This is a genomic window from Saccharothrix sp. AJ9571, from assembly GCF_021725495.1.
GTDB lineage: Bacteria > Actinomycetota > Actinomycetes > Mycobacteriales > Pseudonocardiaceae > Amycolatopsis > Amycolatopsis magusensis.
Window position 1 is genome coordinate 9,150,953 of record NZ_CP091382.1, and the last position, 23,403, is coordinate 9,174,355.

The following is a 23,403-nucleotide window of genomic DNA, read 5'->3' on the forward strand; positions in this document are numbered from 1 at the left end:
TGACCACCACCATGGGGGTGACGCGGACGGCGGCGCCGACGGTGCACCCCTTCGCCAAGGGGCCGGTGTTCGCCGTGGCCGGTGCGATGGCGGCGGTGCTCCTGCTGCTCAACGGCCGCTACGGCTACTTCGGTGACGAGCTGTACTTCCTGGCGGCCGGCCGGCACCTCGACTGGGGGTATGCCGACCAGCCGCCCGCGCTGCCGCTCCTCGCGTGGCTGATGGACTCGATCGCGCCCGGCTCGGTGTGGGCGCTGCGGCTGCCCGCGGTGCTGGCGGTGGTCGCGGCGGTGGTGCTCACCGCCGCGATCGCCAGGGAACTCGGCGGCGGCAGGCGGGCGCAGCTGCTCGCCGCCGGCGCGGTCGCCGGGAGCATGCAGTTCCTCGGCAGCGGCCACTACCTCGCGACGTCCACGATGGACCCGGTGCTGTGGACCGCGGTGCTGTGGCTGCTCACCCGCTGGCTGCGCACCAGGTCGGACGGCTTGCTGCTGTGGCTGGGGGTGGTCACCGGGCTGGCGCTCACCGTCAAGTTCCTGATCCCGGCGTTCTGGGTGGTCGCGCTGCTGTTCGCGGCCTGGCTCGGCCCGCGCGAGCTGCTCACCCGGCCGAAGCTCTGGTTCGGTGCGGGCATCGCGGTGCTGGCCGCGGTGCCGACGTTGCTCTGGCAGGCGGCGAACGGGTGGCCGCAACTGGCGATGGGCGAGGCGATCGGCGACGAGAACCCGGACAAGCTGGCCGCCGCGCTGAGCATGCCGGTGCTCGGGCTGGTCACCGCGGGGATCGTGACCGGGGCGGTACTGGTCCTCTATGGACTGTGGCAGCTGCTGCACTCGCCGTCCCTGCGCTTCCTCGGCTGGACGATGCTCGCGCTGACGGTGTTGTTCGCGGTGGCCGGTGGCCGCTTCTACTACGTGGCGGGCCTGTATCCGCTGTGCTGGGCGATCGCGGCGGTCCGGCTCGAGGCCGGGCAGGCGCGGCGCTGGTGGCGGTGGCTGGCGACCTGGCCGGTGTACGCGCTCAGCGCGCTGATCGCCATCCCGCTGACGCTGCCCGCGGTGCCCACGTCGGTGCTCGACGCCCACCCCGCTCTGCCGCAGCCGTTGCTGGCCTCGGGGGAACGCGGCTGGCCGGAGTTCGCCGACTCGGTGGCCGCGGTCTACCGGTCGCTGCCGCCGGAGCAGCGCGAGCGGACCGCGATCGTCACGCAGGTGTACTGGCAGGCGTCCGCACTGGACCACTTCGGCCCGGAGCGCGGGCTGCCCGAGCCGTACAGCGGCAATCGGGGGTACTGGACGCTGGCCACTCCCCCGGCTTCGACGGACACCGTGCTCTACGTGGGCGAGGACAGCCCGGTGCTGCGGGCGCGCTTCGCCAGGGTCACCCCGGCCGGGGTGGTCGACACGGGTCAGCCGGCGCCGATGTTCACCCAGGGCGCGCCGATCTGGCTGGCCACCGGGCCGTCCGCGCCGCTGCCGGAACTGTGGCCCGAGTTCCGCGACCTGAAGCTCTGACCATGAACGATAATGCGCGGGTGGGGACCATGCGGGAGCGGCCGAGCTGGGTCGGCGTGTCCGAGGACACGACGGCGAACTGGGGACCGTGGCCGAACCGGGTGGAGCTGGCGTTCCCGTACTTCATGCTCGGGCTCGGGGTGCTGATCCACCTGTCCTCCTCCGAGCAGCCCGCCGGGCACCAGCGCGTCACGCTGGCGCTGGCCGGGGCCGCGTTGTGCTGGGTGGCGCTGACCGACACGCTGCCGAGGCGGTTCCGGCCGGCCGGCCGGTTGCTGCCGCTGCTCTCGCTGGCCGGGGTGCTGGCGCTGGCCGCCGTGCTGATGGCGCGCGAGGTGCCCTACCTGCTGTTCATGATCGTCGGCTTCTTCCACGCGCTGCGCCTGCGGCCGCTGTGGGCGATGTGGGCCGGGCTGGCGGTCACCTCGGTGCTGATCAACAGCGTGGCCGCCGGCGGGCCGGAGGAGACGCTGTCGAACAGCCCCGAGCTGTTCCTGCCGGTGGTCGTGGTGCAGACGCTGGCCATCGGCGGCGGCTCGCTGATGGCCGACAAGCTGCTGGAGCAGAGCGCCAAGCGGCGGGAGGCGCTGGAGAAGCTGGAAGCGGCGATGACCGAGAACGCCGGGTTGCACCGGCAGTTGCTCGCCCAGGCCAGGGAGGCCGGGGTGCTCGACGAACGGCAGCGCCTGAGCCGCGAGATCCACGACACCCTGGCCCAGGGCTTCACCGGCATCATCACCCAGCTCGAAGCCGCCCGCAGCGATCCCCCCGAACAGGAGCGGCACCTGGCCACCGCGGCCGCGCTGGCCAGGGAGAACCTCGCCGAAGCGCGGCGCGCGGTGCACGCGCTGCGGCCCGAGGCACTGGACACCGCCCAGTTGCCCGAGGCGCTGCGCGGGGTGGCCGGGCGCTGGTCCGACCGCGCCCGGGTGCCCATCGAGGTCACCACCACCGGTACCGTGCGCCCGCTGCACCCCGAGGTGGAGGCCACCCTGCTGCGGATCACCCAGGAGGCGCTGACCAATGTGGACAAGCACGCCGCGGCGGGCAGGGCCGGGCTGACGCTGTCCTACATGGAGGACCAGGTGACCTTGGACGTGCGCGACGACGGGCGCGGCTTCGACCCGGGCGGCTCGCGGCCGGGCGGCTACGGGCTCAGCGGGATGCGCCACCGCGCCGAGCGGCTGGCGGGCACGCTGGTCGTGGAGTCCGAACCGGGCGGGGGCACGGCGATCTCGGTGAACCTGCCCGCCATCACCGCGGTGGAGGACCGATGATCACCCTGCTCATCACCGACGACCACCCGGTGGTCCGCGACGGCCTGCGTGGCATCTTCACCGCCGAGCACGGGTTCGAGGTGCTCGGGGAGGCGGCCCACGGCGCGGAGGCGATCGAGCTGGCCGAGCGGCTGCGGCCGGACGTGGTGCTGATGGACCTGCGGATGCCCGGTGTGGACGGGGTCGCCGCGATCACCGAGCTGGCCAGACGCGGCAATCCCGCCAGGGTGCTGGTGCTGACCACCTACGACACCGACTCCGACGTGCTGCCCGCGATCGAGGCGGGCGCCACCGGTTACCTGCTCAAGGACTCCCCGCGGGAGGACCTGTTCCGCGGGGTGCGGGCGGCGGCCAGGGGCGAGTCGGTGCTCTCCCCCGCGGTGGCCAGCCGGATGATGGCGCAGATGCGCGCTCCCGCACGGGAGCCGCTGAGCGGGCGCGAGCTCGAGGTGCTCGGGCTGATCGCGCGGGGGTCGACGAACAAGGAGGCCGCGGTGAAGCTGTTCATCAGCGAGGCCACGGTCAAGACGCACCTGCTGCACGTCTACGCCAAGCTCGGGGTGAAGGACCGGGCCGCGGCGGTGGCGGTGGCCTACGAACGCGGGCTGCTCACACCACGGCGAGGGTGACCGGCCGGCCCGGGTCGGCACCGCGGTGCAGGCCGGGCGGGTCCTCGGGGTCGTGCGGGAAGCCGGCGTTCGCGAGTTCGTCGGTCACGTCGGCGTTCGCGGTGAGCCGCAGCTCGATGACGTCGGGTGCCTCGGTGCCCGGCTCGGTGGCCGGGCCGATGTGCTCGATGTTCTCGCCCTTGGCGCCGACGGCCGCGCGCACCCGCGCGATGACCCGCTCGGCCTGCACCGGCCAGGTGTCGTCGTAGGGCACCGGCTTGAGCGAAGGCAGCGGGCGCACCCGGCGCAACCGGACGTTCGCCTCGTACGGCACGATCCGGTCGGCCCACAGCGCGTCCACTTCGGACAGCACGATGTCCGGGGCACCGCCGTTGTCCAGCCAGACGTCGGCGACCAGGCGGCGCTGCTCGGTGTCCGCCTGCGCGGCGATCCGCGCGCGGGCGTCCGGCTCGGCCATCCCGCGGGCCTCGACCAGCCGCCGCACCCGGACCTCCGGATCGGCGTCGACCACCAGCACCAGGTGGTAGTGCGGGGCGAGCCCGTTCTCCACCAGCAGCGGCACGTCGTGCACCACGATGCCGTCGGGGGCGGCCCGCTCCATCAGCTCCGCGGTCCGCGCGCCCACCCGCGGGTGCACGATCGCGTTGAGCCGCCGCCGCGACTCGTCGTCGGCGAAGGCCTTGGCGGCCAGCGCGGGCCGGTTCAGCGAACCGTCCTCGGCCAGCACGTCCTCGCCGAACGCGGCCACCACCTCGGCCAGCCCGTCGGTGCCCGGCTCGACCACCTCGCGGGCGATCCGGTCGGCGTCGATCACCAGCGCCCCGTGCTCGGCGAGCCGGGTCGCCACCGTCGATTTGCCCGCCCCGATCCCGCCGGTCAGCCCCACACGCAGCATGGCCGCATTCAACCAGGCCGGTTTCCCCGCGCCACCGCGAGTGGCCGTTACCGAACCGATGTGGGTGACGGCCCGTGTCACTACCCGGGTCCGCCGGACGCCGTGCGTACGGTGCCGGTGATCGATCCACGGAGGCACGATGCGCGCGAGCAAGCACGTCGGAAGGCACCGGCTCGGCACCCCGGGCCTGGCCCACTGCGTCCGGCACCGGCCGGTGGCCGAGGCGCTGGTGGAGTACCGCCGCACCTGGCTCACCGCCCTGCTCGTGCCCGCGAAGCACAGCTTGGCCGGGCTGAAGCGCCGCGCCAGGGCCGCCGCCACGATCGACCGCATGTGGGCGCCAGCCACCACCTGACCGGCGGTTCGGGGGTCCGGGGGTCGCCCCCCGTGCGAACGACACCGAGTATGTTTCCCCGTCGGGGCAGAGGAAACGGGGACAGCATGGCGGCACGGGACGGCGCGGCGCGGTCGGCCGCCGAGACCAGGGAACGGTTCCTGCGTGCCGCCATCCGGGTACTGGCCGAACAGGGCGTGGCCGGGCTGACCGTGCGCAACCTCGCCGAAGCCGCCGGCTCCTCCACCATCGGGGTGTACAGCCGGTTCGGCGGGCGCGCCGGCGTGCTCGACGCCTTGTACGAACGGGCTTTCGAACAGCTCGACACGGCTTTCGCCGCGCTGCCACCACGCACCGGTGACCGCACGCGGGACGTGCTCGAACTCGCGCTGACCTACCGCCGGTTCGCACTGGAGAACCCGGCCCGGTACGCGTTCATGTTCGAGCGCCCGGTGGCCGACTTCGATCCGGATCCGGCGCTGCGGCTGAGCGTGCTGCGCACCGGCTTCACCCAGGTGATCGAGCGGGCGCGCCCGGCCGGGGCGTCCGAAGAGGACGGCAGGCAGTACGCCTACCTGCTCTGGACCACGATGCACGGGCTGATCAGCGTGGAGCTGACCAACGCCGCGCGCACGCAGCTCCAGGGGTGGTTCGTCGCCCCGGACGAGCGGGCCCGCGAGGAGATCTACCGCGCCGGGGTGGGCGCGATCACCCGCGGCCTGGACGCCCGGTACTCCGCCTGACCGGATTCATGAATTGTTGACGTCCGGGTCACACGGAAAATATACGGCGTTTTGACAAACGCTTGCCGGGCACTTGGCCGCCGCTTGGCCGTGGCTTGACCCGCAGGTCAACGTCATTGACGCGCCAGTAGCAATCCACCTAAATTGACCCGGCATCACACATCTGAGAATCATCGCCGCCACTCACGAGTGATGTTTTCCGGCAGAACTCACAGCAGTTCGTCCCACCACTGAGGAATTTTAGGGGTGAATTCGGTGACAACCCGATCGGCGGCCGGCTCCGTTCTCGCGCTCGGCCCCCGCGGCTTTCCCAGTGCCCGGCTCGCCGCGGCTGCCGGTCAGGCCGGCGCGCTCGGCGTGCTGGAACTCGGTGCCCGGGCCCGCCCGGACCTCGGTCGCCTGGTCGACTGGACCACCGGTGACTTCGGCGTGCGGCCGGTGCCCGGCTGCCCGCTGCGGCCCGCCGACCTGCCCGGCCGAGCGCGCACCGTGGTGCTCGGCCCGGATTCTCCTTGGGGTATCGCGGAAACAGCCGGTGAACGGCAGGTGCTGGCCGAGGTGACCAACCTCGACGAGGCATTGCGGGCCATCGAAGAGGGCGCGCACGGGCTGATCGCGCGTGGCCACGAATGCGCCGGTGTGGTCGGTGAACTGAGCACCTTCGTCCTGCTGCAGCGGCTCGTCACGGCCACCGGGGTGCCGGTGTGGGCGTGTGGCGGGATCGGGCCGCGGACCGCCGTCGCGGCGATGGTCGGCGGCGCCGCGGGCGTGGTGCTCGATTCCCAGCTCGCGTTGTTCCCCGAAACCGGACTCCCCGCCGGAATCGCCGCCGCGCTGACGGGAATGGACGGTTCGGAGACCACCGTGGTCGACGGCCGCCGCGTGCTCAGCCGCGGCGGGCACACCCTGGAAATCGGGCAGGACGGCTTCCTCGCGGCGGGATTCGCCGGCCGCTGGGGCACCGTGCGTGCCGCGGTCCGCGGTATTCGCGAAGCGGTGGAAAGCGTCGGCGCGGAGTTCGGCGCTCAATTGCCGATCGCGCAGGGGCCGATGACCAGGGTGAGCGATCGTGCCGGATTCGCCGCCTCGGTCGCCCGAGCGGGCGCACTGCCGTTCGTCGCGCTGGCCCTGTCCGGCCGCGACCGGACGCGGGAACTGCTCGAGCGCACCAAGGCGGCGGTCGGCGACCGGCCGTGGGGCGTCGGCGTGCTGGGCTTCGCCCCGGAGGAGACCCGGTCCGCGCAGCTCGAAGCCGTGCACGAGCTGCGGCCGACGCACGCGATCGTGGCCGGTGGCCGTCCCGCGCAGGCGTCCGCGCTCGAAGCGGCGGGCATCCGCACCTACCTGCACGTGCCCTCCCCCGGGCTGCTGGCCCAGTTCCTGCGCTCCGGTGCCAAGCGGTTCATCTTCGAAGGCTCCGAATGCGGCGGGCACGTGGGTCCGCGCACCAGCTTCCCGCTGTGGGAGGCCCAGCTCGACACCCTGCTGGCCAAGGGTGACCTGGACGGCGTGGAGGTCTACTTCGCCGGGGGCATCCACGACGAGCGGTCGGCGGCGATGGTGGCCGCGATGGCCGCGCCCCTGACCGAGCGCGGCGCGAAGTTCGGCGTGCTGATGGGCACGGCGTACCTGTTCACCGAGGAAGCCGTGGCCGAGGGCGCGATCCTGCCCGCGTTCCAGCGGGAGGTGGTCGCCGCGACCGGGACCGCCCTGCTGGAAACCGCGCCGGGGCACGCGACCCGCTGCGTGCGCAGCCCGTTCACCGAGGACTTCGCCGGGATCCGCGACCGGCTGCGGGCCGACGGCGTGCCGGACAAGCAGGCGTGGGCCGAACTCGAGCAGCTCAACGTCGGCAGGCTGCGGCTGGCCAGCAAGGGCGTCGAACGCGTCGGGGACGAACTGCGGCAGGTCGGCGAAGACCGCCAGCTCGCCGAAGGCATGTTCATGGCGGGAGAGGTCGCCGTGCTGCGGTCCGCGGTGACCACCATCGCGCGGCTGCACGAGTCCGTCGGCACGGGTGCCGCCGGGTTCCTGGCCGAGCGCGCCCGGCTGCTGCGCCGGGCGGACCGGCCGGAGCCGGTGGCCCAGCCACTGGACGTGGCGATCGTCGGCATGGCGGGCATGTTCCCCGGTGCCGCCGATCTCGCCGAGTTCTGGGCGAACGTGCTCAGCGGCACCGATTCCGTGACCGAGGTACCGCCGCACCGGTGGGATCCCGCGGTGCACTACGACTCCGGCGCCAGCAAGTCCAAATGGGGTGGTTTCCTCCCGGAGGTCCCGTTCGACCCGCTGCGCTACGGCATCCCGCCCGCCTCACTGGGCAACATCGAACCGGTGCAGTTGCTCGCGCTGGAGGCGGCGCGGCGGGCACTGGACGACGCCGGGCTCGGCGCGTTCGACCGCGCCCGCACCTCGGTGGTCTTCGGCGCCGAAGCGGGCAGCGACCTGTCGAACGCGACCACCCTCGGCGCGGTGCTGCCGTCCTATGTGGACCAGGTACCGCCCGCGCTGGCCGGGCAGCTGCCCGAACTGACCGAGGACTCCTTCCCCGGCATGCTGGCGAACGTGATCGCCGGGCGGATCGCGAATCGGCTCGACCTCGGGGGCGCGAACTACACCGTCGACGCCGCCTGCGCCTCCTCGCTCGCCGCGCTCGACGTGGCCTGCAAGGAACTCGTGGCCGGCACGAGCGACGTGGTGCTCTGCGGTGGCGCCGACCTGCACAACGGGATCAACGACTACGTGCTCTTCTCCTCGGTGCACGCGTTGTCGCCGACCGGCCGCTCGCGCACCTTCGACGACTCGGCCGACGGCATCGCGCTCGGTGAGGGCGTGGCCTGCCTGGTCCTCAAGCGACTGTCCGATGCGGAACGCGACGGCGATCGGATCTACGCCGTGGTCAAGGGCGTCGGCAGTGCCAGCGACGGGCGTTCGCTCGGGCTCACCGCACCACGGCCGGAAGGACAGCGCGCCGCTTTGGAGCGCGCGTACACCTCGGCGGGCATTTCCCCGGCGTCGGTCGGACTGGTCGAGGCGCACGGCACCGGCACGGTGGTCGGCGACCGCACCGAACTGGCCACGCTGACCGCCGTGTTCCGCGAGGCGGGTGCGGAGCCGTCGAGCTGCGCGCTCGGCTCGGTGAAGTCCCAGATCGGGCACACCAAGTGCGCGGCGGGCCTGGCCGGGCTGATCAAGGCGGCGCTCGCGCTGCACACCGGGGTCAAGCCGCCGACGCTGCACCTGAGCAAGCCGAACGCGGCCTGGGAGCCGGAGACCAGCCCCTTCGAGTTCCACGCCAAGCCCAGCCCCTGGGGTTCGGCGGAGCGCATCGCCGGGGTGAGCGCGTTCGGCTTCGGCGGCACGAACTTCCACGCCGTGCTGACCGCCCACGACGACGGCCCGCCACCACGGCACACGCTGGACGCGTGGCCTGCCGAGCTGTTCCTGTTCCGCGACCCCGCCGACGCGCAGAAGCTGCTGGAGCAGGCGCGGACCGGGCAGTGGCGGCTGCGAGACCTCTCGCTGGTGGCGGCACACCGGTCGGACACGCGGACCGGCCCGATCCGGATCGCGGTGGTCGCCAGCAGCGTCGGTGAACTGATCTCGCGGTTGAGCGAATCCGCGCCGGAACCGGCGGTCGCCGGGCCGGTGGCCTTCCTGTTCCCGGGGCAGGGCAGCCAGAAGCCCGGCATGCTGGCCGAACTCTTCGTCGCCTTCCCGGAACTGCGCCGGTACCTCCACCTCGGCGAGCGCTGGCTCCGCGAGTTGTTCCCGCCCGCCGACTTCGACCGCGAGTCGGCCGCCGCGCGCAAGGCGGCGATCACCGACACCCGCGTCGCGCAGCCGGTCCTCGGCATCGCGGGACTCGCCGTCGCGGAGTTGCTCGGGCAGGCGGGCGTGCGTCCCGCGATGACCGCCGGGCACAGCTACGGCGAACTGGTCGCGCTCAGCGTGGCGGGTGCCCTCGAACCGGCGGCCCTGCTGGAGTTGTCGGCCGCGCGTGCCGAATCGATCCTGGCCGCGACCGGTGAGGACCCGGGCACGATGGCCGCGGTGTCGGCCGGTGCCGACGCGGTGGACGCCGCGCTCACCGACCTCGGCACGGTGGTGACGGCGAACCGGAATTCGCCGGAGCAGACGGTCATTTCCGGACCGACGGCCGAGGTGGAGAAAGCGATCGAACTGTTGCGGGAAGCCGGGTTGAGCGCGAAGCGCATCCCGGTCGCCTGCGCTTTCCACAGCCCGCTGGTGGCGGACGCCGGGGAACGGTTCGCGCGAGTGCTGGCCACCCACGAGATCGGCGTGCCCGAGTTGCCGGTGTGGTCGAACCGCACGGCGGCCGAGTACCCGGCCGATCCGGACGCCATCCGGGCCGGACTGGCCGCGCAGATCGGCGCCCCGGTGCGGTTCGCCGAACAGATCGAGGCGATGTACGCGGCCGGTGCCCGGGTCTTCGTCGAAGCCGGGCCGGGATCGGTGCTCACCAAGCTCACCGCGGCCGTGCTCGGCGACCGTCCACACCAGACTGTCACCTGCGACGGCGGGTTGCGCGGCTTCCTGGAGGCGCTGGCCCGGCTGGCGCTCGCCGGGGTCGATGTGACCGCGAGCCACCTGGTCGACGGCCGGGACGCGGTGAGCGCGCCACCGGCGAAGCGTCCGGGGTGGACGGTCGACGGGCAGCTGGTGCGCACCGCCGACGGCAGCATCCCGGCGGGCGCCCTGCGGCCCGCGCAGCGAGTCAAGCTCACCACGGAGGAGACCAGCGTGACCGGCCCCGACGCGCTCATCGCCGAATTCCTGCGCAGCAGCCGTGAGATGGTCGCGGCGCAACGCGACGTCCTGCTCGGCTACCTCGGCACGCGGCAGGGCGTGCCCCCGGTCGCGCTGCCCGCGCCGGTCGCCATCCTCGAACCCGTGCTGGTGGCTGCGGCACCGGCCCCTTCCGCCGCGGTGAACGTGATGCAGGCCGTGGTCGAGATCATCGGCGAACGCACCGGCTACCCCGCCGACATGATCGAACCCGACCTCGACCTCGAAGCCGACCTCAGCGTCGACTCCATCAAACGCGCCGAAATCGCCGGAGAACTCGCGGTCCGGCTCGGCCTCACCTCAGGCTCCGACGAAGAACTCGAAGAACTGTCAAAGGCGCGTACGGCAGCCGCGATCGCCGAACTGCTCGAAGCCAAGCTCTCCAGCAGCACACCGGCACCGGCACCGGTAGCCACGGTCGACGTCATGCGAGCCGTCATCGAGATCATCGGCGAACGCACCGGCTACCCCGCCGACATGATCGAACCCGACCTGGACCTCGAAGCCGACCTGAGCGTCGACTCCATCAAACGCGCCGAGATCGCCGGTGAACTGGCCACGCGCCTCGGACTCAGCGCCGATTCCGACGAGGAACTCGAGGAGCTGTCGAAGGCACGCAGCGCGGCCGCGATTGCCAACCTGCTCAGGGCCAAGCTTTCCGGCGACGAACCGGCTCCGGCGGGCATCGCGCCCAAGCGGTACGAACTCGTGCCCGCCGCACTGACCGGCACCCCGGCCGCGCCGGAACTGCTGGCGGGCAGAACCTTCCGCGTACTCGGCGGCGGCGACCACGCCGATCGGCTGACCGCCCTGCTCACCGGACACGGCGCCCGATCCGGCTCCGCCGTGGACACTGTGGCCACTGTGGACATCGTGGTGCACCTCGACGGGTTCACCGGCACGGATCCGCTCTTCCCCGAGGCCTTCGCCACCTTCCGCGCGGAACTGGCTGGCCGCCCGGGCACGCTGATCGCTGCCGTGCCCGCCGGACTGACCGAACGCACCGACGGTCTGCGCGGTTTCTTCCGCACCCTCGCCCGTGAATATCCCGACACCACGGTCCGGCTGGTCGAGATCGACGGCGAGGACCCGGCCGAAGCCGTCCTGGACGAACTGCTGACCGGCGAAGGCGCTCCGGTCGTCCTGCGCTCCCCCGGCTCCCGGCAGGCGCTGGAACTGGTGGAAAAGCCGCTGGGCCTGCTCGGCACCACGGGCGCCGGGCCCGCCGGGGATGGCGCGGCCGAGGCCGCCGCGCTGGGGCTGGACTCCGATTCCGTGGTGCTGCTGGTCGGCGGTGGCCGGGGCATCACCGCGCACTTCGCCGAGACGCTGGCCGCCGCGAGCCGCTGCCGCATCGAACTCGTCGGGCGCACGACGCCGCCCACCGGGCCGGAGGATCCGGCGACCGCGTCGGCCACCACGCTCGCCGAACTGCGGTCCGCGCTCGCCGCGCCCGGGCTCACGCTGCCCGAGGTCGACCGCACGGCGAACCGCATCCTCGCCCAGCGCGAAGTCGCGGCCACGCTGGCGAAGCTCGCCGAACTGGGCTGCCAGGCCCGCTACCACGCGCTCGACGTCCGGGACGCCGAAGCCGTGCACCGGCTGGTCAAGGAGGTCCACACCGAGCACGGCAGGCTCGACGGCCTGGTCTACGCGGCCGGGGTGATCGAGGACAAGTTGCTGGCCGAGAAGGACCCGGAGTCCTTCCGCCGGGTTTTCGACACCAAAGTGGACGGTGCGCGGGCGCTGCTGGCCGCCGGCGCCGAACTGCCGGTGGCGCCGCGGTTCGCGGTGTTGTTCGGCAGCATCGCGGCGGTGCTCGGCAACCGCGGCCAGTGCGACTACGCCGCGGCGAACGACGCGCTCGAAGCACTCGGCCGCCGCTGGTCCACCGCCGAACGCCGGGCGCTGACCGTCCACTGGGGACCGTGGGCACCCGGCGGCACGCACGGTGGCATGGTCACGCCCGAGCTGATGCGCTCCTACCAGCGGCGCGGGGTGGAGCTGATCGACCAGGAGGAAGGCGCGCTCGCACTCCTGCGCGAACTGGCCTGGGGCGAGGACTCCGCGCGGTCCGTGGTCTACAGCGCGTCGGAGTGGTGAGCGTCGTGACGCCCGTGGCCATCGTCGGCATGTCGGTACTGCTGCCCGGCGCGCCGGACCTGGCGACCTACTGGCGCAACATCACCGGCGGCGTGGACGCGATCAGCGAGGTGCCGGAGGGCCGCTGGGAAGCCGATGGCGAGGTCTACTGCCGTCGCGGCGGCTTCGTCTCCGGTGCCGAGATCGACGTGACCAGCTTCGGCATCATGCCGAACTCCGTGCCGGGCACCGAACCCGACCAGCTGATCGCGCTGCGGGTCGCCGCCGAAGCGCTCGCCGACGCGGGCGGCCGGTTGCCGGATCCGCAGCGCGCCGGGGTGATCCTCGGCCGCGGTGGCTACCTCACGCCCGGCCTCGTCCGGCTCGACCAGCGCGTGCGCACGGCCACCCAGCTGACCAGGACGCTGACCGAACTGCTGCCGGACCTCGGCGCCGACCAGCTGGACCGCGTGCGCTCGGCGTTCACCGACGCGCTCGGGCCGCACTCCCCCGAGTCGGCGATCGGCCTGGTGCCGAACCTGGCCGCGTCCCGGGTGGCGAACCGGCTCGACCTGCGTGGCCCGGCGTACACGGTGGACGCCGCGTGCGCGTCCTCGCTGATCGCCGTGGACCACGCGGTGCGCGAGCTGGCGAGCGGCCGCTGCGACCTGATGCTCGCGGGCGGTGTGCACCACTGCCACGACATCACCCTGTGGAGCGTGTTCTCCCAGCTCAAGGCGCTTTCGCCGACCGAGCGCATCCGGCCGTTCCACCGCGACGCCGACGGCATCCTGATCGGCGAAGGCACCGGCGTGGTCGTGCTCAAGCGGCTCGCGGACGCCGAACGCGACGGCGACCGGATCTACGCGGTCGTCCGCGGCACCGGCGTGGCGAGCGACGGGCGCACCGCCAGCCTGGTCAACCCGGACTCCGGCGGGCAGGTCACCGCCGTGCGGGCGGCGTGGCAAGCCGCCGATCTCGACCCGGCGTCGATCGGCCTGCTGGAAGCCCACGGCACCGCCACCCCGGCCGGGGACGGCGCCGAACTGGCCACGCTCGCCGAGGTGTTCGGCCCGGCCGACGGCCCGCGCGCGGTGATCGGCTCGGTGAAGTCGATGATCGGGCACACCATGCCCGCCGCCGGGGTCGCCGGGCTGGTCAAGGCGGCGCTCGCGGTCTACCACGGCGTGCTGCCGCCGACCCTGCACTGCGACGACCCGCACCCCGGCCTCGCCGGCACCCGCTTCCGGACCACCGGGACCACCGAGGAGTGGCCGGGTCACCGGCTCGCGGGCGTGAACGCGTTCGGCTTCGGCGGCATCAACGCCCACGTCGTGCTCGAACAAGCCGCCCGGCCCGCGCCCGTGGTCGAAGTCCGCGAGCCGGAACGGACGCTGCGCCTGGCCGCGTCCACTGTGGATGAACTGGCTCGGCTGCTGGACAGCGAACCGGAGACCGGCGGCACCGGCCCGGTCCGGCTGGGCATGGCCGATCCGACCCCGAAACGACTGGCCACGGCCAGGAAAGCGGTCGCCAGGGGCAAACCCTGGCGCGGGCGCAACGACATCTGGTTCACGCCGGAACCGCTGTTGTCCTCCGGCGGCAAGCTCGCCTTCGTCTTCCCCGGCTTGGAAGCCGAGTTCGACCCCCACGTCACCGACGTGGCGAAGCACTTCGGCCTGCCGTGGTCGGCACCGGACGTGTCGGTGCTCGGCAGTCACGGCGCCGGGGTCTTCCAGCTGGGCAGGCTGCTGGATTCGGCGTTGCGGCGGATGGGCGTGGTCCCGGACGCGGTGGCCGGGCACAGCGTCGGCGAGTGGACGGCGATGGCCTGCGGTGGCATCTACGACCAGTCCGCTGTGGACGACTTCCTGGGTTCCTTCGACCCGGCCGGGTTGCAGGTGCCGGGCCTCGCGTTCGCGGTGATCGGCACGTCGGCCGGCCGGGTCACCAAGGTGCTGCCGCCGGAAGTCGTGCTGTCCCACGACAACGCGCCCAAGCAGGCGATGGTCTGCGGCCCGGCCGGACCGGTGGGCGAGCTGGTGGCGACCATGCGCGCGGCCGGGGTGATCAGCCAGGTGCTGCCGTTCCGCTCGGGCTTCCACACGCCGATGCTGGAGCCGTACCTCGGCCCGATCCGGGCCGCGGCCGACCGGTTCGAGCTGCACCGGCCGGAGGTGCCCGTCTGGTCGGCGACCACCGCCTCGGAGTTCCCCGAAGCGGACGACGAGGTGCGGGAGTTGTTCCTGCGGCACCTCCTGGAACCGGTGCGGTTCCGGCCGATGATCGAAGCCATGCACGCGGCCGGGTTCCGCGCGTTCGTGCAGCTCGGCGCCGGACAGGTCGGCTCGCTGATCGGCGACACGCTGGCCGGGACCGAGCACCTGGTCGTCGCGGCGAACTCGGCCAAGCGCCCCGGGCTCGCGCAGTTGCGCCGGGTCGCGCTGGCGTTGTGGGTCGAAGGCGCACGTCCTGACCTCCTGGAGCGCCGGCCCGGGGTCCCGATCAACCTGGACACCCCGCCGGTGCGCCTCGGCGGCTCGGTGCGGCTCGACCTCGGCCACCGGTCCGAGCCGGACACACTGGCCGCGCTGAACCACCCCATCGCCACCGAACTCTCCGCGCTGATGCGGGAAACCGCGAACACCGCCGCCGAACTGCTGGCCGCGACCGCACCACCCACCCTGCGTGTCTCGGTGGCCGAGATGCCCTACCTGGTCGACCACTGCTTCTTCCGGCAGCGGGACGACTGGCCGGAGCTGGAGGACCGCTGGCCGATCGTGCCTGCCACCACGGTGATCCAGCACCTGATCGAGTTCGCCGAGCGTGCCGTGCCCGGCACCAGGGCGATCGCGGTGCACGACGTCCGCCTGTCGCGCTGGCTCGCCGCCATCCCGGCCGCCGAGATCCCGGTGTCGGTCAAGGTCACCGCGCCGGGTCAGGTGGCGGTGGAACTCACCGGATACGCCCGTGCCGTGGTCGAACTGGCCACCGCGTACCCGACGCCGGGCGCGCTGTGGCAGCCGGGGCCCGAAGGCGCGCCGCACATGACCGCGGCCCAGTTGTACGACGAGAACTGGATGTTCCACGGCCCGCGGTTCCAAGGGGTCTTGGAGCTGACCGCGATCGGGCCGAACCACGTACGCGGTGTGCTCACCACCCCGCCCGCGCCCGGGGCGCTGCTGGACAACGTGGGTCAGCTGCTGGGGTACTGGATCATCACGCACCACCCGGAACGGGACGTGGTGTTCCCGGTGCACATGCGGCAGATCCGGTTCTTCGGCCCGCACCCCGCCCCCGGCGAGCGGCTCGACTGCCTCATCCGGATCACCGGGCTGACCGAGTCCACTTTGGACGCCGACGTGCAGCTCTCGGCCGGTGGCCGGGTGTGGGCGGAGATCGCCGGCTGGCGCGACCGCCGGTTCGACAGCACCCCGCACACCAGGGCGGCGGACCGCTTCCCCAGCCGCAACACGCTTTCCGTGCCCGACGAGGGTGGCTGGGTGGTGCTGCGCGAGCAGTGGCCGGACCTGGCCTCCCGTGAGCTGATCATGCGCAACCACCTCGGCAAGGCCGAACGCGCGGACTACGAGCAGGTGCCGCCGCGCGAGAAGCGCCAGTGGCTGCTGAAGCGGATCGCGATCAAGGACGCCGTGCGGTGGTGGCTCTGGGGCCGTGGCGAGGGCGAGCTGTTCCCCGCCGAAATCCAGGTCACCGGCGAAAACACGATCACCGGGGCACACGGGCGGGTGCTGCCGCCGATCACCGTCGCCGCGGCCTGCCACGGCACCACGGCGGTCGCCATGGTCGACCCCGGTGGCACCGCGCTGGACCGGATCGCCGCGCAGGCGGCGGAGGAAGGAGTGGGGGTATGAGCGAAGAGCGCATCCTCGCCGAGATCACCGAGATGATCGAGGTGGTGCTGGCCGAGTACGGCACCGGGGACGTGGAGATCGGCATGGACACCCGGTTCACCGACGACCTCGAGATGGAGAGCATCGACCTGGTCGCACTGGCCGGGCAACTGGAGGAACACTACGGCGGGCGGGTCAACTTCGCCGAGTTCATCGCGGACCTGGAGCTGGACGAGATCATCGGGCTGACCGTGGGCGCGCTGGTGGCGCACGTGTCGGGTTCGCTGGTGGGGGCGGCCCGGTGAAGCTGACCGCCAACGGCATCGGCGTGCACGTCCAGCGCCTCGGCCGCGACCGCGCGCCGGTGGTGTTCCTGCACGGCCTCGGCACCGACAGCCTGGCCAGCTACTACTTCACCCTCGGCCCGGCGTTCGCCGCGGCCGGGCACGACGTGGTGATGTACGACCTGCGCGGGCACGGCCGCAGCGAGCGCCCGCCGAGCGGATACCGGCTGGAGACCTTCGTGGACGACCTCGCCGCGCTGCTCGGCGAGCTGGCCGTGACCGCGCCCGTGCACCTGGTCGGCAACTCCTTCGGCGGCACCATCGCCTTCGGTTTCGCCGCGCGGCTGCCGCACCGGGTGGCCTCGGTGACGATGATCGAGTCGGAGCCCGCCACCGCGGCCTGGGCGGCGAAGATGGCGGCGAACCTCGGCCGGGCGCGTGCCCAGCTGGCCGAGGAAGCGGCCTTCGAGTGGATCACCGCGAACCACGGCGCCCACACCAGCAGGCTGGCGCGGTCGGCCGGGCGGATGCTGCGGTCGAGCACGCTCGCCGACGACATCCCGGCCAGCGCGGTACTCAGCGCCGAACAGATCGGTGCCGTGACGACCCCGGTGCTGGCGATCTACGGCGCCGAATCGGACCTGGCTCCGCAGGCGCCGGTGCTCGAGGACCTGCTGCCGGTCTGCCGCACCGTGGTGGTGCCCGGGCAGCAGCACTCGGTGCTGGTCGAACGCACCGAACTGACCAGGGATCTGGTGCTCGGCTGGGTGCGCGAGCACTCGCTGGTGGACGCCGGATGAGCCGGTTCCTGCTGGTGGTGCCGCCGTTCGTGGGGCACGTCAACCCGGTCGTCGGGGTGGCCGCCGAGCTGACCCGGCGCGGGCACGAGGTGGCGTGGGCCGGGCACGCCGAGCTGATCACCCGGCTCGCCGGGGCCGTCCGCACCTACGACTGCGCGCTGCCCGCCGTCACCCCGCGACCGCCCGGACTGCGTGGGGCCGCGGCGCTGAAGTTCCTGTGGGAAGAGGGTTTCCTGCCGCTGGCCGCGGCGATGGCACCGGGCGTGGAAGCGGCGATCGAGGATTTCCGGCCGGACGCGCTGCTGGTCGACCAGCAGGCCGTGGCCGGTGGGCTCATCGCCGAACGACTCGGGCTGCCGTGGCTGACCTCGGCGACCACCTCCGCCGAACTGACCGATCCGCTCGCGTCGATGCCCAAGGTGCGGGACTGGGTGCTCGACCGGCTCGCCGGGCTGCGTACCTCGATCGGTGACCCGGGCGGGATCGCCGATCCGCGCTTCTCCCCGCACGGCGTGGTGGCCTTCACCACCGCCGAGCTGGCCGGTGAAATGCGCGGCGTGCGCTTCGTCGGGCCCTCCATCGGCGATCGCGAATCCACAGTGGACTTCCCGTGGGAGTGGCTGGACCACCGCCCGACCGTGCTGGTCACCCTCGGCACGGCCAACGTCGACGCCGGTACGCGCTTCCTCGCCGAGTGCGCCGCCACCGGGGTGCGGGCCGTGCTCGCCGACCCGGCCGGGGCGATCCCCTCGTCGGACACCGTGCTGTCGCGGCCGTACCTGCCGCAGCTGGCGCTGCTGCCGAAGATGGACGCGGTCGTCTGCCACGGCGGGCACAACACCGTCTGCGAAACCCTGTGGCACGACCTGCCGCTGGTGGTCGCGCCGATCCGGGACGACCAGCCGGTGATCGCCGAGCAGGTGGCCGAAGCCGGCGCCGGCGTCCGGGTGCGGTTCACCAAGGCGACGGCCGAGCACCTGCGGATCGCGATCAGCACCGTGCTCGACCCCGGCAGCGGGATGCGGGCGAACGCGGCGCGGATCGGCCGGTCCTTCCGCGCGGCCGGTGGCGCCGCCGCCGCGGCCACCGAACTGGAATCCTTGACCATGGCGGGAGTGCGCGCATGACCGAGATCGACCGGCTGCGACCGGGGTACCAGGCAGAGCTCGCCGACGGGCTCGACCGGTTCTTCGAACCCCGCGCCGAACGGTGCCCGTGGTGCTCGTCGGACCGGCTGGCCGTCCGGTTGCGCACCCGCGACTTCCTCCAGCACAAACCCGGCCGGTTCACCCTCGAACAGTGCCTGGACTGCGAGCACATCTTCCAGAACCCGCGGCTGAACCCGGCCGGGCTGGAGTTCTACTACCGCGACTTCTACGACGGCCTCGGCGAAAAGCAGCTCGCCGGGCAGTTCGAAGGCCGCGAGAAGACCTACCTCGGGCGGGCGCAGGCGGTCTCCGGGCTGGTTCAGCCGGCCACCTGGCTCGATGTCGGCACCGGGCACGGCCACTTCTGCGAATCCGCCCGCGCGGTCTTCCCGGACACCCGGTTCGACGGGCTCGACCTCAGCGAAGGCGTGAAGCTGGCGGAGGAACACGGGCGGGTGTCCACCGGCTACCGCGGGCTGTTCGCCGAACTGGCCGACGAGCTGGCAGGCACCTACGACGTGGTCAGCATGTACCACTACCTGGAGCACAGCACCGCGCCGCAGGCCGAACTCGACGCCGCGCACCGGGTGCTGCGGCCCGGCGGTCACCTGGTGATCGAGGTGCCGGACCCGGAAAGCCGGTACGCCCGGCTGCTCGGCCGCCGCTGGCTGCCGTGGCTCCAGCCGCAGCACCTGCACTTCGTGCCGCTGGCGAACCTGCGGCAGCGGCTCGAATCGCAGGGCTTCACCGTGGTGCTCGAACAACGCGCCGAAGCACACGACCCGATCGACCTGGTGGCCGCCGCGTGGCTCACGCTCGACGACCTCGCCCCGCGCGAGGACGCCCCCTGGCACCCGCGTCCACCCGGGCGGGCACGCCGGTTCGCGCGTGGTGCTGTGCTGTTGACCGGTGCGCTCGGCGTGGTGCTGGCCGCGCTCGCGGACCGGGTGGTGCGCCCGTTCGCCGGTCGCGCCCGGCTGTCCAACGCCTATCGGATCGTCGCGCGCAAGGCTTCCTGATCGCGCTGACCGCGCTGGCCGCGCTCGCCGATGGCCAGCGCGGCCAGCCGGATCAGCGGGTGCATGCGGTAGCTGAAGTAGCCGGTGCCCGGTTGCGGGCGGTTCTCCTCGACCTCGACGAGCTGCGCTTCGACCAGCTGCTCCAGCCGTGACTCCGCCAGCCGCTCGCCGATCAGGCAGGCGCGGGCGAACTCCGGCACCGAGACCGCCGGGGCGAACAGGCCGGCGAACCGCTGGAAGGCGTCCGACTGGTCGGCGTCGAGCAGCGACGAGGTCCGCTCGACGCTGGCGAGCAGGTCGAGGCGGCCGGCGGACAGCTCACCGAGCCGCTCCGCCGGCGCGCGCAGGCGGTGCACCACCCGCGAGATCGACCAGTGCGGCCGCAGCGCGAGCCGCGTCGCCGCGCCGATCAGCGCCGCGGGCAGGCCGCCGCACAACTCGGCCAGCTCGGCGGCGGCGCCGGGCTCCCGCTCCACCTGCGTGCCGATCGTCGACCCCAGCAACCGCACGGAATCCTCGCCGGACAGCGGCCGCAGGGCCACCGGCACCCCGGCCGGGTCGGCGATGCGGCGGCGGCAACCGGCGAGCACCGCGCTGCCCTCACCGCCGGGCAGCAGCAGGTCCAGCTGCTCGGCGCCGGCCACGTTGTCCAGCACGACCAGCATGCGGTGCCGGGCGGTCCAGCTGCGGAAGAGGTCGGCGCGTTCCTGTTCGCTCGCGGGCAGCCAGCAGTCGGGGCCGCGGATCGCGCGCAGGAAACCGGCCAGGACCTCGCCGGGTGACCCGTGGGCCAGCAGGTCCGCGTACACCTGACCGTCCGGAAAGGACTCGCGCACCTGGTTCGCCACGTGGGCGCAGAGGGTGGAGGTGCCGACCCCCGGCCCACCGGCCACGGTGACCACGGTCAGCTTCGAGGCACCGCGCAGTTCTCCGATGATCCGCTCGCACTCCGCGTCACGGCCGACGACGTCCACCGGATCGGGCAGCAGCTGGGCGGGCGGGTGCCACCACGACCTGGCCCGCCGCACCGAGCCGGTGCCGGGCGGCTGGTCCTGCTTGACCTCGCCGTCGAGCAGTTCCTGGTGCAACCGGCGGGTCGACGCGCTCGGCTCCAGGCCCAGCTGGTCGATGAGGCTCACGCGCAGCCGCTGGAACACGCTCAGCGCCTCCGAGCGCATGCCCGAGCGGTGCAGCGCCAGCATCAGCTTCGCGTGCAGGCCTTCGTGGGTCGGGTACTCCTGCACCAGCACCCGCAGCTCGCCGATCAGTTCGAGGTGGCGGCCCAGCACCAGGTCGACCTCGATGCGCTGTTCCAGCACGGCCGCGCGTTCCTGCCGCAGGCGGGTCACGTGCGGGGCGAGCACCTCGCCGGGGTCGAGGTCGCAGAGCGGGCCACCACGCCACTCCTCCAGCGCGCCGCGGAAGGCGGCCGAAGCCTCTTCGAGCCGTCCGGCGTCGAGTTCGCCGCGGCCGGAGCGGGCCAGCTCGGTGAAGCGCGCGATGTCGAGCGCGTGCTCCGGGAGGTTCAGCGCGTAGCCGACGCGGGGGCGGTGCACCACGGTCCCGCTCGCGGAGCGGGGCTCACCGGCCAGCATGCGGCGGATGTTGGAGACGTAGACCTGGAGCGTGGTGCTGGCCTTGGGCGGCGGGCTGGTGCCCCAGAGTTCGGTGCGGAGCTGCTCGGTGCGGACCACCTTGTTCCAGTTGACCGCGAGGAGTGCGAGCAACTGGCGCACCTTCGGCTGCGAAGGCGTGACCACCAGGCCATCACGCACGACCTCGAGCTCCCCGAGGACACGCACGCCGACAGTCATTCACCCACCCCGAATCAGCGGTCCGAAGATCCGACAACCCCGCGGCACCGTCGGTGCGGGTGACGACAACCGGCCGTCCGGCTGTCATCCCTGAGTATTACGCCGGATCGGGGCCGCGTCCATCAAAATCACCACGGAACGCACACTAGTGAATACTTGATCGCGGGCAATTTTCCCACCATCAGGGAACGTGACAACCCATCCGGCTCACGTGAACACACGTGAGCCGATCGGCCCAACTACCGCGAACGGGTGAGCCGGGCAGCGCGTGTGGCAGCTTCACGAGCGCCCGCTTTCGACCACGCCCAGCGAGCCCCGCCGCCCTCCGACATGAATGCAGTGCACCCGGGAGGTCGCGCCGACGCCCGGACCGGACGCGGATCGCGGCCCCCCAGGCCGCGAGCCGTGTGCGGTCCGGGCGTCGGCTCAAAAGCGACCTCCCGGCCTCGGCTCCGCCGAGGCAGAAAACACAAACCCCGGGACCCAAAGCGGGTCCCGGGGTTCTGTGATGGTTCAGGCGTTGCTCACGCGCCGCCGGAGAGCTTCTCGCGGAGCGCCGCGAGCTGCTCGTCGGAGGCGAGGGTGCCGCCGGTGCTCTTCGAGCCGGAGTCGGCCGGAGCGGAGGTGTAGCTCTGCTCGCCACCGCTGCTGCTCGAGGGGTCGACCCCGGTCGCCGCGTTGGCGGCGGCTTCGGCGTCCTGCTCGGCGGCCTTGGCGATCTGCTTCATGTGGGCCTCGTAGCGGGTGTGGGCCTCGGCGTACTGCCGCTCCCACTCCTCGCGCTGCTTGTCGAAGCCTTCCTGCCACTCCTGGGTGTCCGGGTCGAAGCCCTCGGGGTAGATGTAGTTCCCCTGGTCGTCGTACTCGGCCGCCATGCCGTACTGCGTCGGGTCGAACTCGGACTCGGTGGTGAAGCCCTCGTTGGCCTGCTTCAGCGACAGCGAGATGCGACGCCGCTCGAGGTCGATGTCGATGACCTTGACCATCACGTCGCCGTTGACCTGCACGACCTGCTCCGGGATCTCCACGTGGCGCTCGGCCAGCTCGGAGATGTGCACCAGGCCCTCGATGCCCTCCTCGACGCGCACGAACGCACCGAACGGGACGAGCTTGGTGACCTTGCCCGGCACGATCTGGCCGATCGCGTGGGTGCGGGCGAACTGGCGCCACGGGTCTTCCTGGGTGGCCTTCAGCGACAGGGACACGCGCTCGCGGTCCATGTCCACGTCGAGCACCTCGACGGTGACCTCCTGGCCCACCTCGACGACCTCGCTCGGGTGGTCGATGTGCTTCCAGGACAGCTCGGAGACGTGCACCAGGCCGTCGACGCCACCCAGGTCCACGAAGGCACCGAAGTTGACGATGGAGGACACGACACCCTTGCGGACCTGGCCCTTGGCGAGGGCGTTGAGGAACTCGCTGCGCACCTCGGACTGGGTCTGCTCCAGGTAGGCGCGGCGGGACAGGACCACGTTGTTGCGGTTCTTGTCCAGCTCGATGATCTTCGCCTCGAGCTCGCGGCCGACGTAGGGCTGCAGGTCGCGTACGCGGCGCATCTCGACCAGCGACGCGGGCAGGAAGCCGCGCAGGCCGATGTCCAGGATCAGGCCGCCCTTGACCACCTCGATGACGGTGCCCTTGACCGGCTCGTCCTTCTCCTTGAGCTCCTCGATGGTGCCCCAGGCGCGCTCGTACTGCGCGCGCTTCTTGGAGAGGATGAGGCGGCCTTCCTTGTCCTCCTTCTGGAGAACGAGGGCCTCGACCTCGTCGCCGACGGTGACCACCTCGGCCGGGTCGACATCGTGCTTGATGGACAGCTCACGCGAGGGGATGACGCCCTCGGTCTTGTACCCGATGTCGAGCAGCACTTCGTCGCGATCGACCTTGACGATGGTGCCTTCGACGATGTCGCCATCGTTGAAGTACTTGATCGTCTTGTCGATGGCGGCGAGGAAGTCTTCCTCCGACCCGATGTCGTTGATGGCGACTTGCTGCGGGGTGGACGCAGTCGGGGCGGTGGCGGTGTCGATGGTCATTAGGCGGGTTGCTCCGGTAACGGCTTGGGGATAGTAGGTTTGCTGTTTGCGCGCGCACCGGGCTGCCGGACGAACGATTCTGCGGCGTTCCCGAAGAAGATCGGGCACGTGCAGCACCGACGGCGGTGCGCGACCCGGACCCCAGCTGCACGCCGGAGGGAGAGG

The 23,403-nt window shown here is 72.3% G+C and carries 13 protein-coding genes and 1 pseudogene; 11 read left to right on the forward strand and 3 right to left on the reverse strand.

All coding sequences use genetic code 11. The features are described 5' to 3' along the window. The first annotated feature begins 11 nt into the window (after positions 1-11). From L3Q67_RS41400 to L3Q67_RS41410, 3 genes are read left to right on the forward strand one after another with little or no spacing between them, the layout of a single operon-like run. Positions 12-1,514: a glycosyltransferase family 39 protein gene (locus L3Q67_RS41400; RefSeq protein ID WP_499191771.1), complete on the forward strand. Its 1,503-nt coding sequence runs from the start codon at positions 12-14 to the stop codon at positions 1,512-1,514. Between the two features lie 2 nt (positions 1,515-1,516). Continuing rightward, entirely contained in the window at positions 1,517-2,791 is a 1,275-nt protein-coding gene (locus L3Q67_RS41405) for a sensor histidine kinase (protein WP_499186851.1), read from the forward strand. After that, a complete protein-coding gene (locus tag L3Q67_RS41410) occupies positions 2,788-3,420 on the forward strand; it encodes a response regulator (RefSeq protein WP_209665619.1) in 633 nt (210 codons plus the stop codon). Before L3Q67_RS41405 ends, L3Q67_RS41410 begins: the two co-directional genes overlap by 4 nt. Here the strand turns inward: L3Q67_RS41410 and coaE are convergent. After that, positions 3,407-4,315 (reverse strand): annotated as a pseudogene (gene coaE, locus L3Q67_RS41415) (dephospho-CoA kinase); the annotation flags it as partial. The gene L3Q67_RS41410 and the pseudogene coaE sit on opposite strands and share 14 nt — an antisense overlap. A gap of 139 nt (positions 4,316-4,454) precedes the next feature. On the opposite strand from coaE, the gene L3Q67_RS41420 reads away from it, so the two are divergent. From L3Q67_RS41420 to L3Q67_RS41455, 8 genes are all read left to right on the forward strand, one after another. Further along, positions 4,455-4,670 (forward strand): hypothetical protein, encoded by a 216-nt coding sequence (locus L3Q67_RS41420; RefSeq protein WP_499186852.1) that lies wholly within the window; start codon positions 4,455-4,457, stop codon positions 4,668-4,670. A gap of 86 nt (positions 4,671-4,756) precedes the next feature. Next, positions 4,757-5,392 (forward strand): TetR/AcrR family transcriptional regulator, encoded by a 636-nt coding sequence (locus tag L3Q67_RS41425; protein ID WP_499186853.1) that lies wholly within the window; start codon positions 4,757-4,759, stop codon positions 5,390-5,392. A gap of 255 nt (positions 5,393-5,647) precedes the next feature. Then, the gene (locus L3Q67_RS41430; protein ID WP_499186854.1) at positions 5,648-12,304 is read left to right on the forward strand and encodes an SDR family NAD(P)-dependent oxidoreductase; all 6,657 of its coding nucleotides are present in this window, start codon (positions 5,648-5,650) and stop codon (positions 12,302-12,304) included. A gap of 29 nt (positions 12,305-12,333) precedes the next feature. Continuing rightward, positions 12,334-16,158 (forward strand): beta-ketoacyl synthase N-terminal-like domain-containing protein, encoded by a 3,825-nt coding sequence (locus L3Q67_RS41435; protein ID WP_499191772.1) that lies wholly within the window; start codon positions 12,334-12,336, stop codon positions 16,156-16,158. Next, a complete protein-coding gene (locus L3Q67_RS41440; RefSeq protein ID WP_499186855.1) occupies positions 16,155-16,442 on the forward strand; it encodes an acyl carrier protein in 288 nt (95 codons plus the stop codon). Before L3Q67_RS41435 ends, L3Q67_RS41440 begins: the two co-directional genes overlap by 4 nt. Then, complete coding sequence (locus tag L3Q67_RS41445) at positions 16,439-17,221, forward strand: alpha/beta fold hydrolase (protein ID WP_499186856.1); 783 nt, start codon at positions 16,439-16,441, stop codon at positions 17,219-17,221. Before L3Q67_RS41440 ends, L3Q67_RS41445 begins: the two co-directional genes overlap by 4 nt. Further along, complete coding sequence (locus tag L3Q67_RS41450) at positions 17,218-18,348, forward strand: glycosyltransferase (protein ID WP_499186857.1); 1,131 nt, start codon at positions 17,218-17,220, stop codon at positions 18,346-18,348. The genes L3Q67_RS41445 and L3Q67_RS41450 overlap by 4 nt, the downstream gene beginning before the upstream one ends. Beyond that, positions 18,345-19,388 carry a class I SAM-dependent methyltransferase gene (locus L3Q67_RS41455; protein WP_499186858.1) on the forward strand — a complete coding sequence of 348 codons (1,044 nt, stop codon included), beginning with the start codon at positions 18,345-18,347 and terminating at the stop codon, positions 19,386-19,388. Before L3Q67_RS41450 ends, L3Q67_RS41455 begins: the two co-directional genes overlap by 4 nt. Here L3Q67_RS41455 and L3Q67_RS41460 read toward each other — a convergent pair. Together L3Q67_RS41460 and rpsA are read right to left on the reverse strand one after the other, a co-directional pair. Next, on the reverse strand, positions 19,358-21,202 hold the full coding sequence (locus tag L3Q67_RS41460) for an AfsR/SARP family transcriptional regulator (RefSeq protein ID WP_499186859.1): 1,845 nt from the start codon (positions 21,200-21,202) through the stop codon (positions 19,358-19,360). The two genes, L3Q67_RS41455 and L3Q67_RS41460, sit on opposite strands and share 31 nt — an antisense overlap. Before the next feature lie 524 nt (positions 21,203-21,726). Then, positions 21,727-23,238: a 30S ribosomal protein S1 gene (rpsA, locus tag L3Q67_RS41465; protein WP_499186860.1), complete on the reverse strand. Its 1,512-nt coding sequence runs from the start codon at positions 23,236-23,238 to the stop codon at positions 21,727-21,729. Between the last annotated feature and the right edge of the window lie 165 nt (positions 23,239-23,403).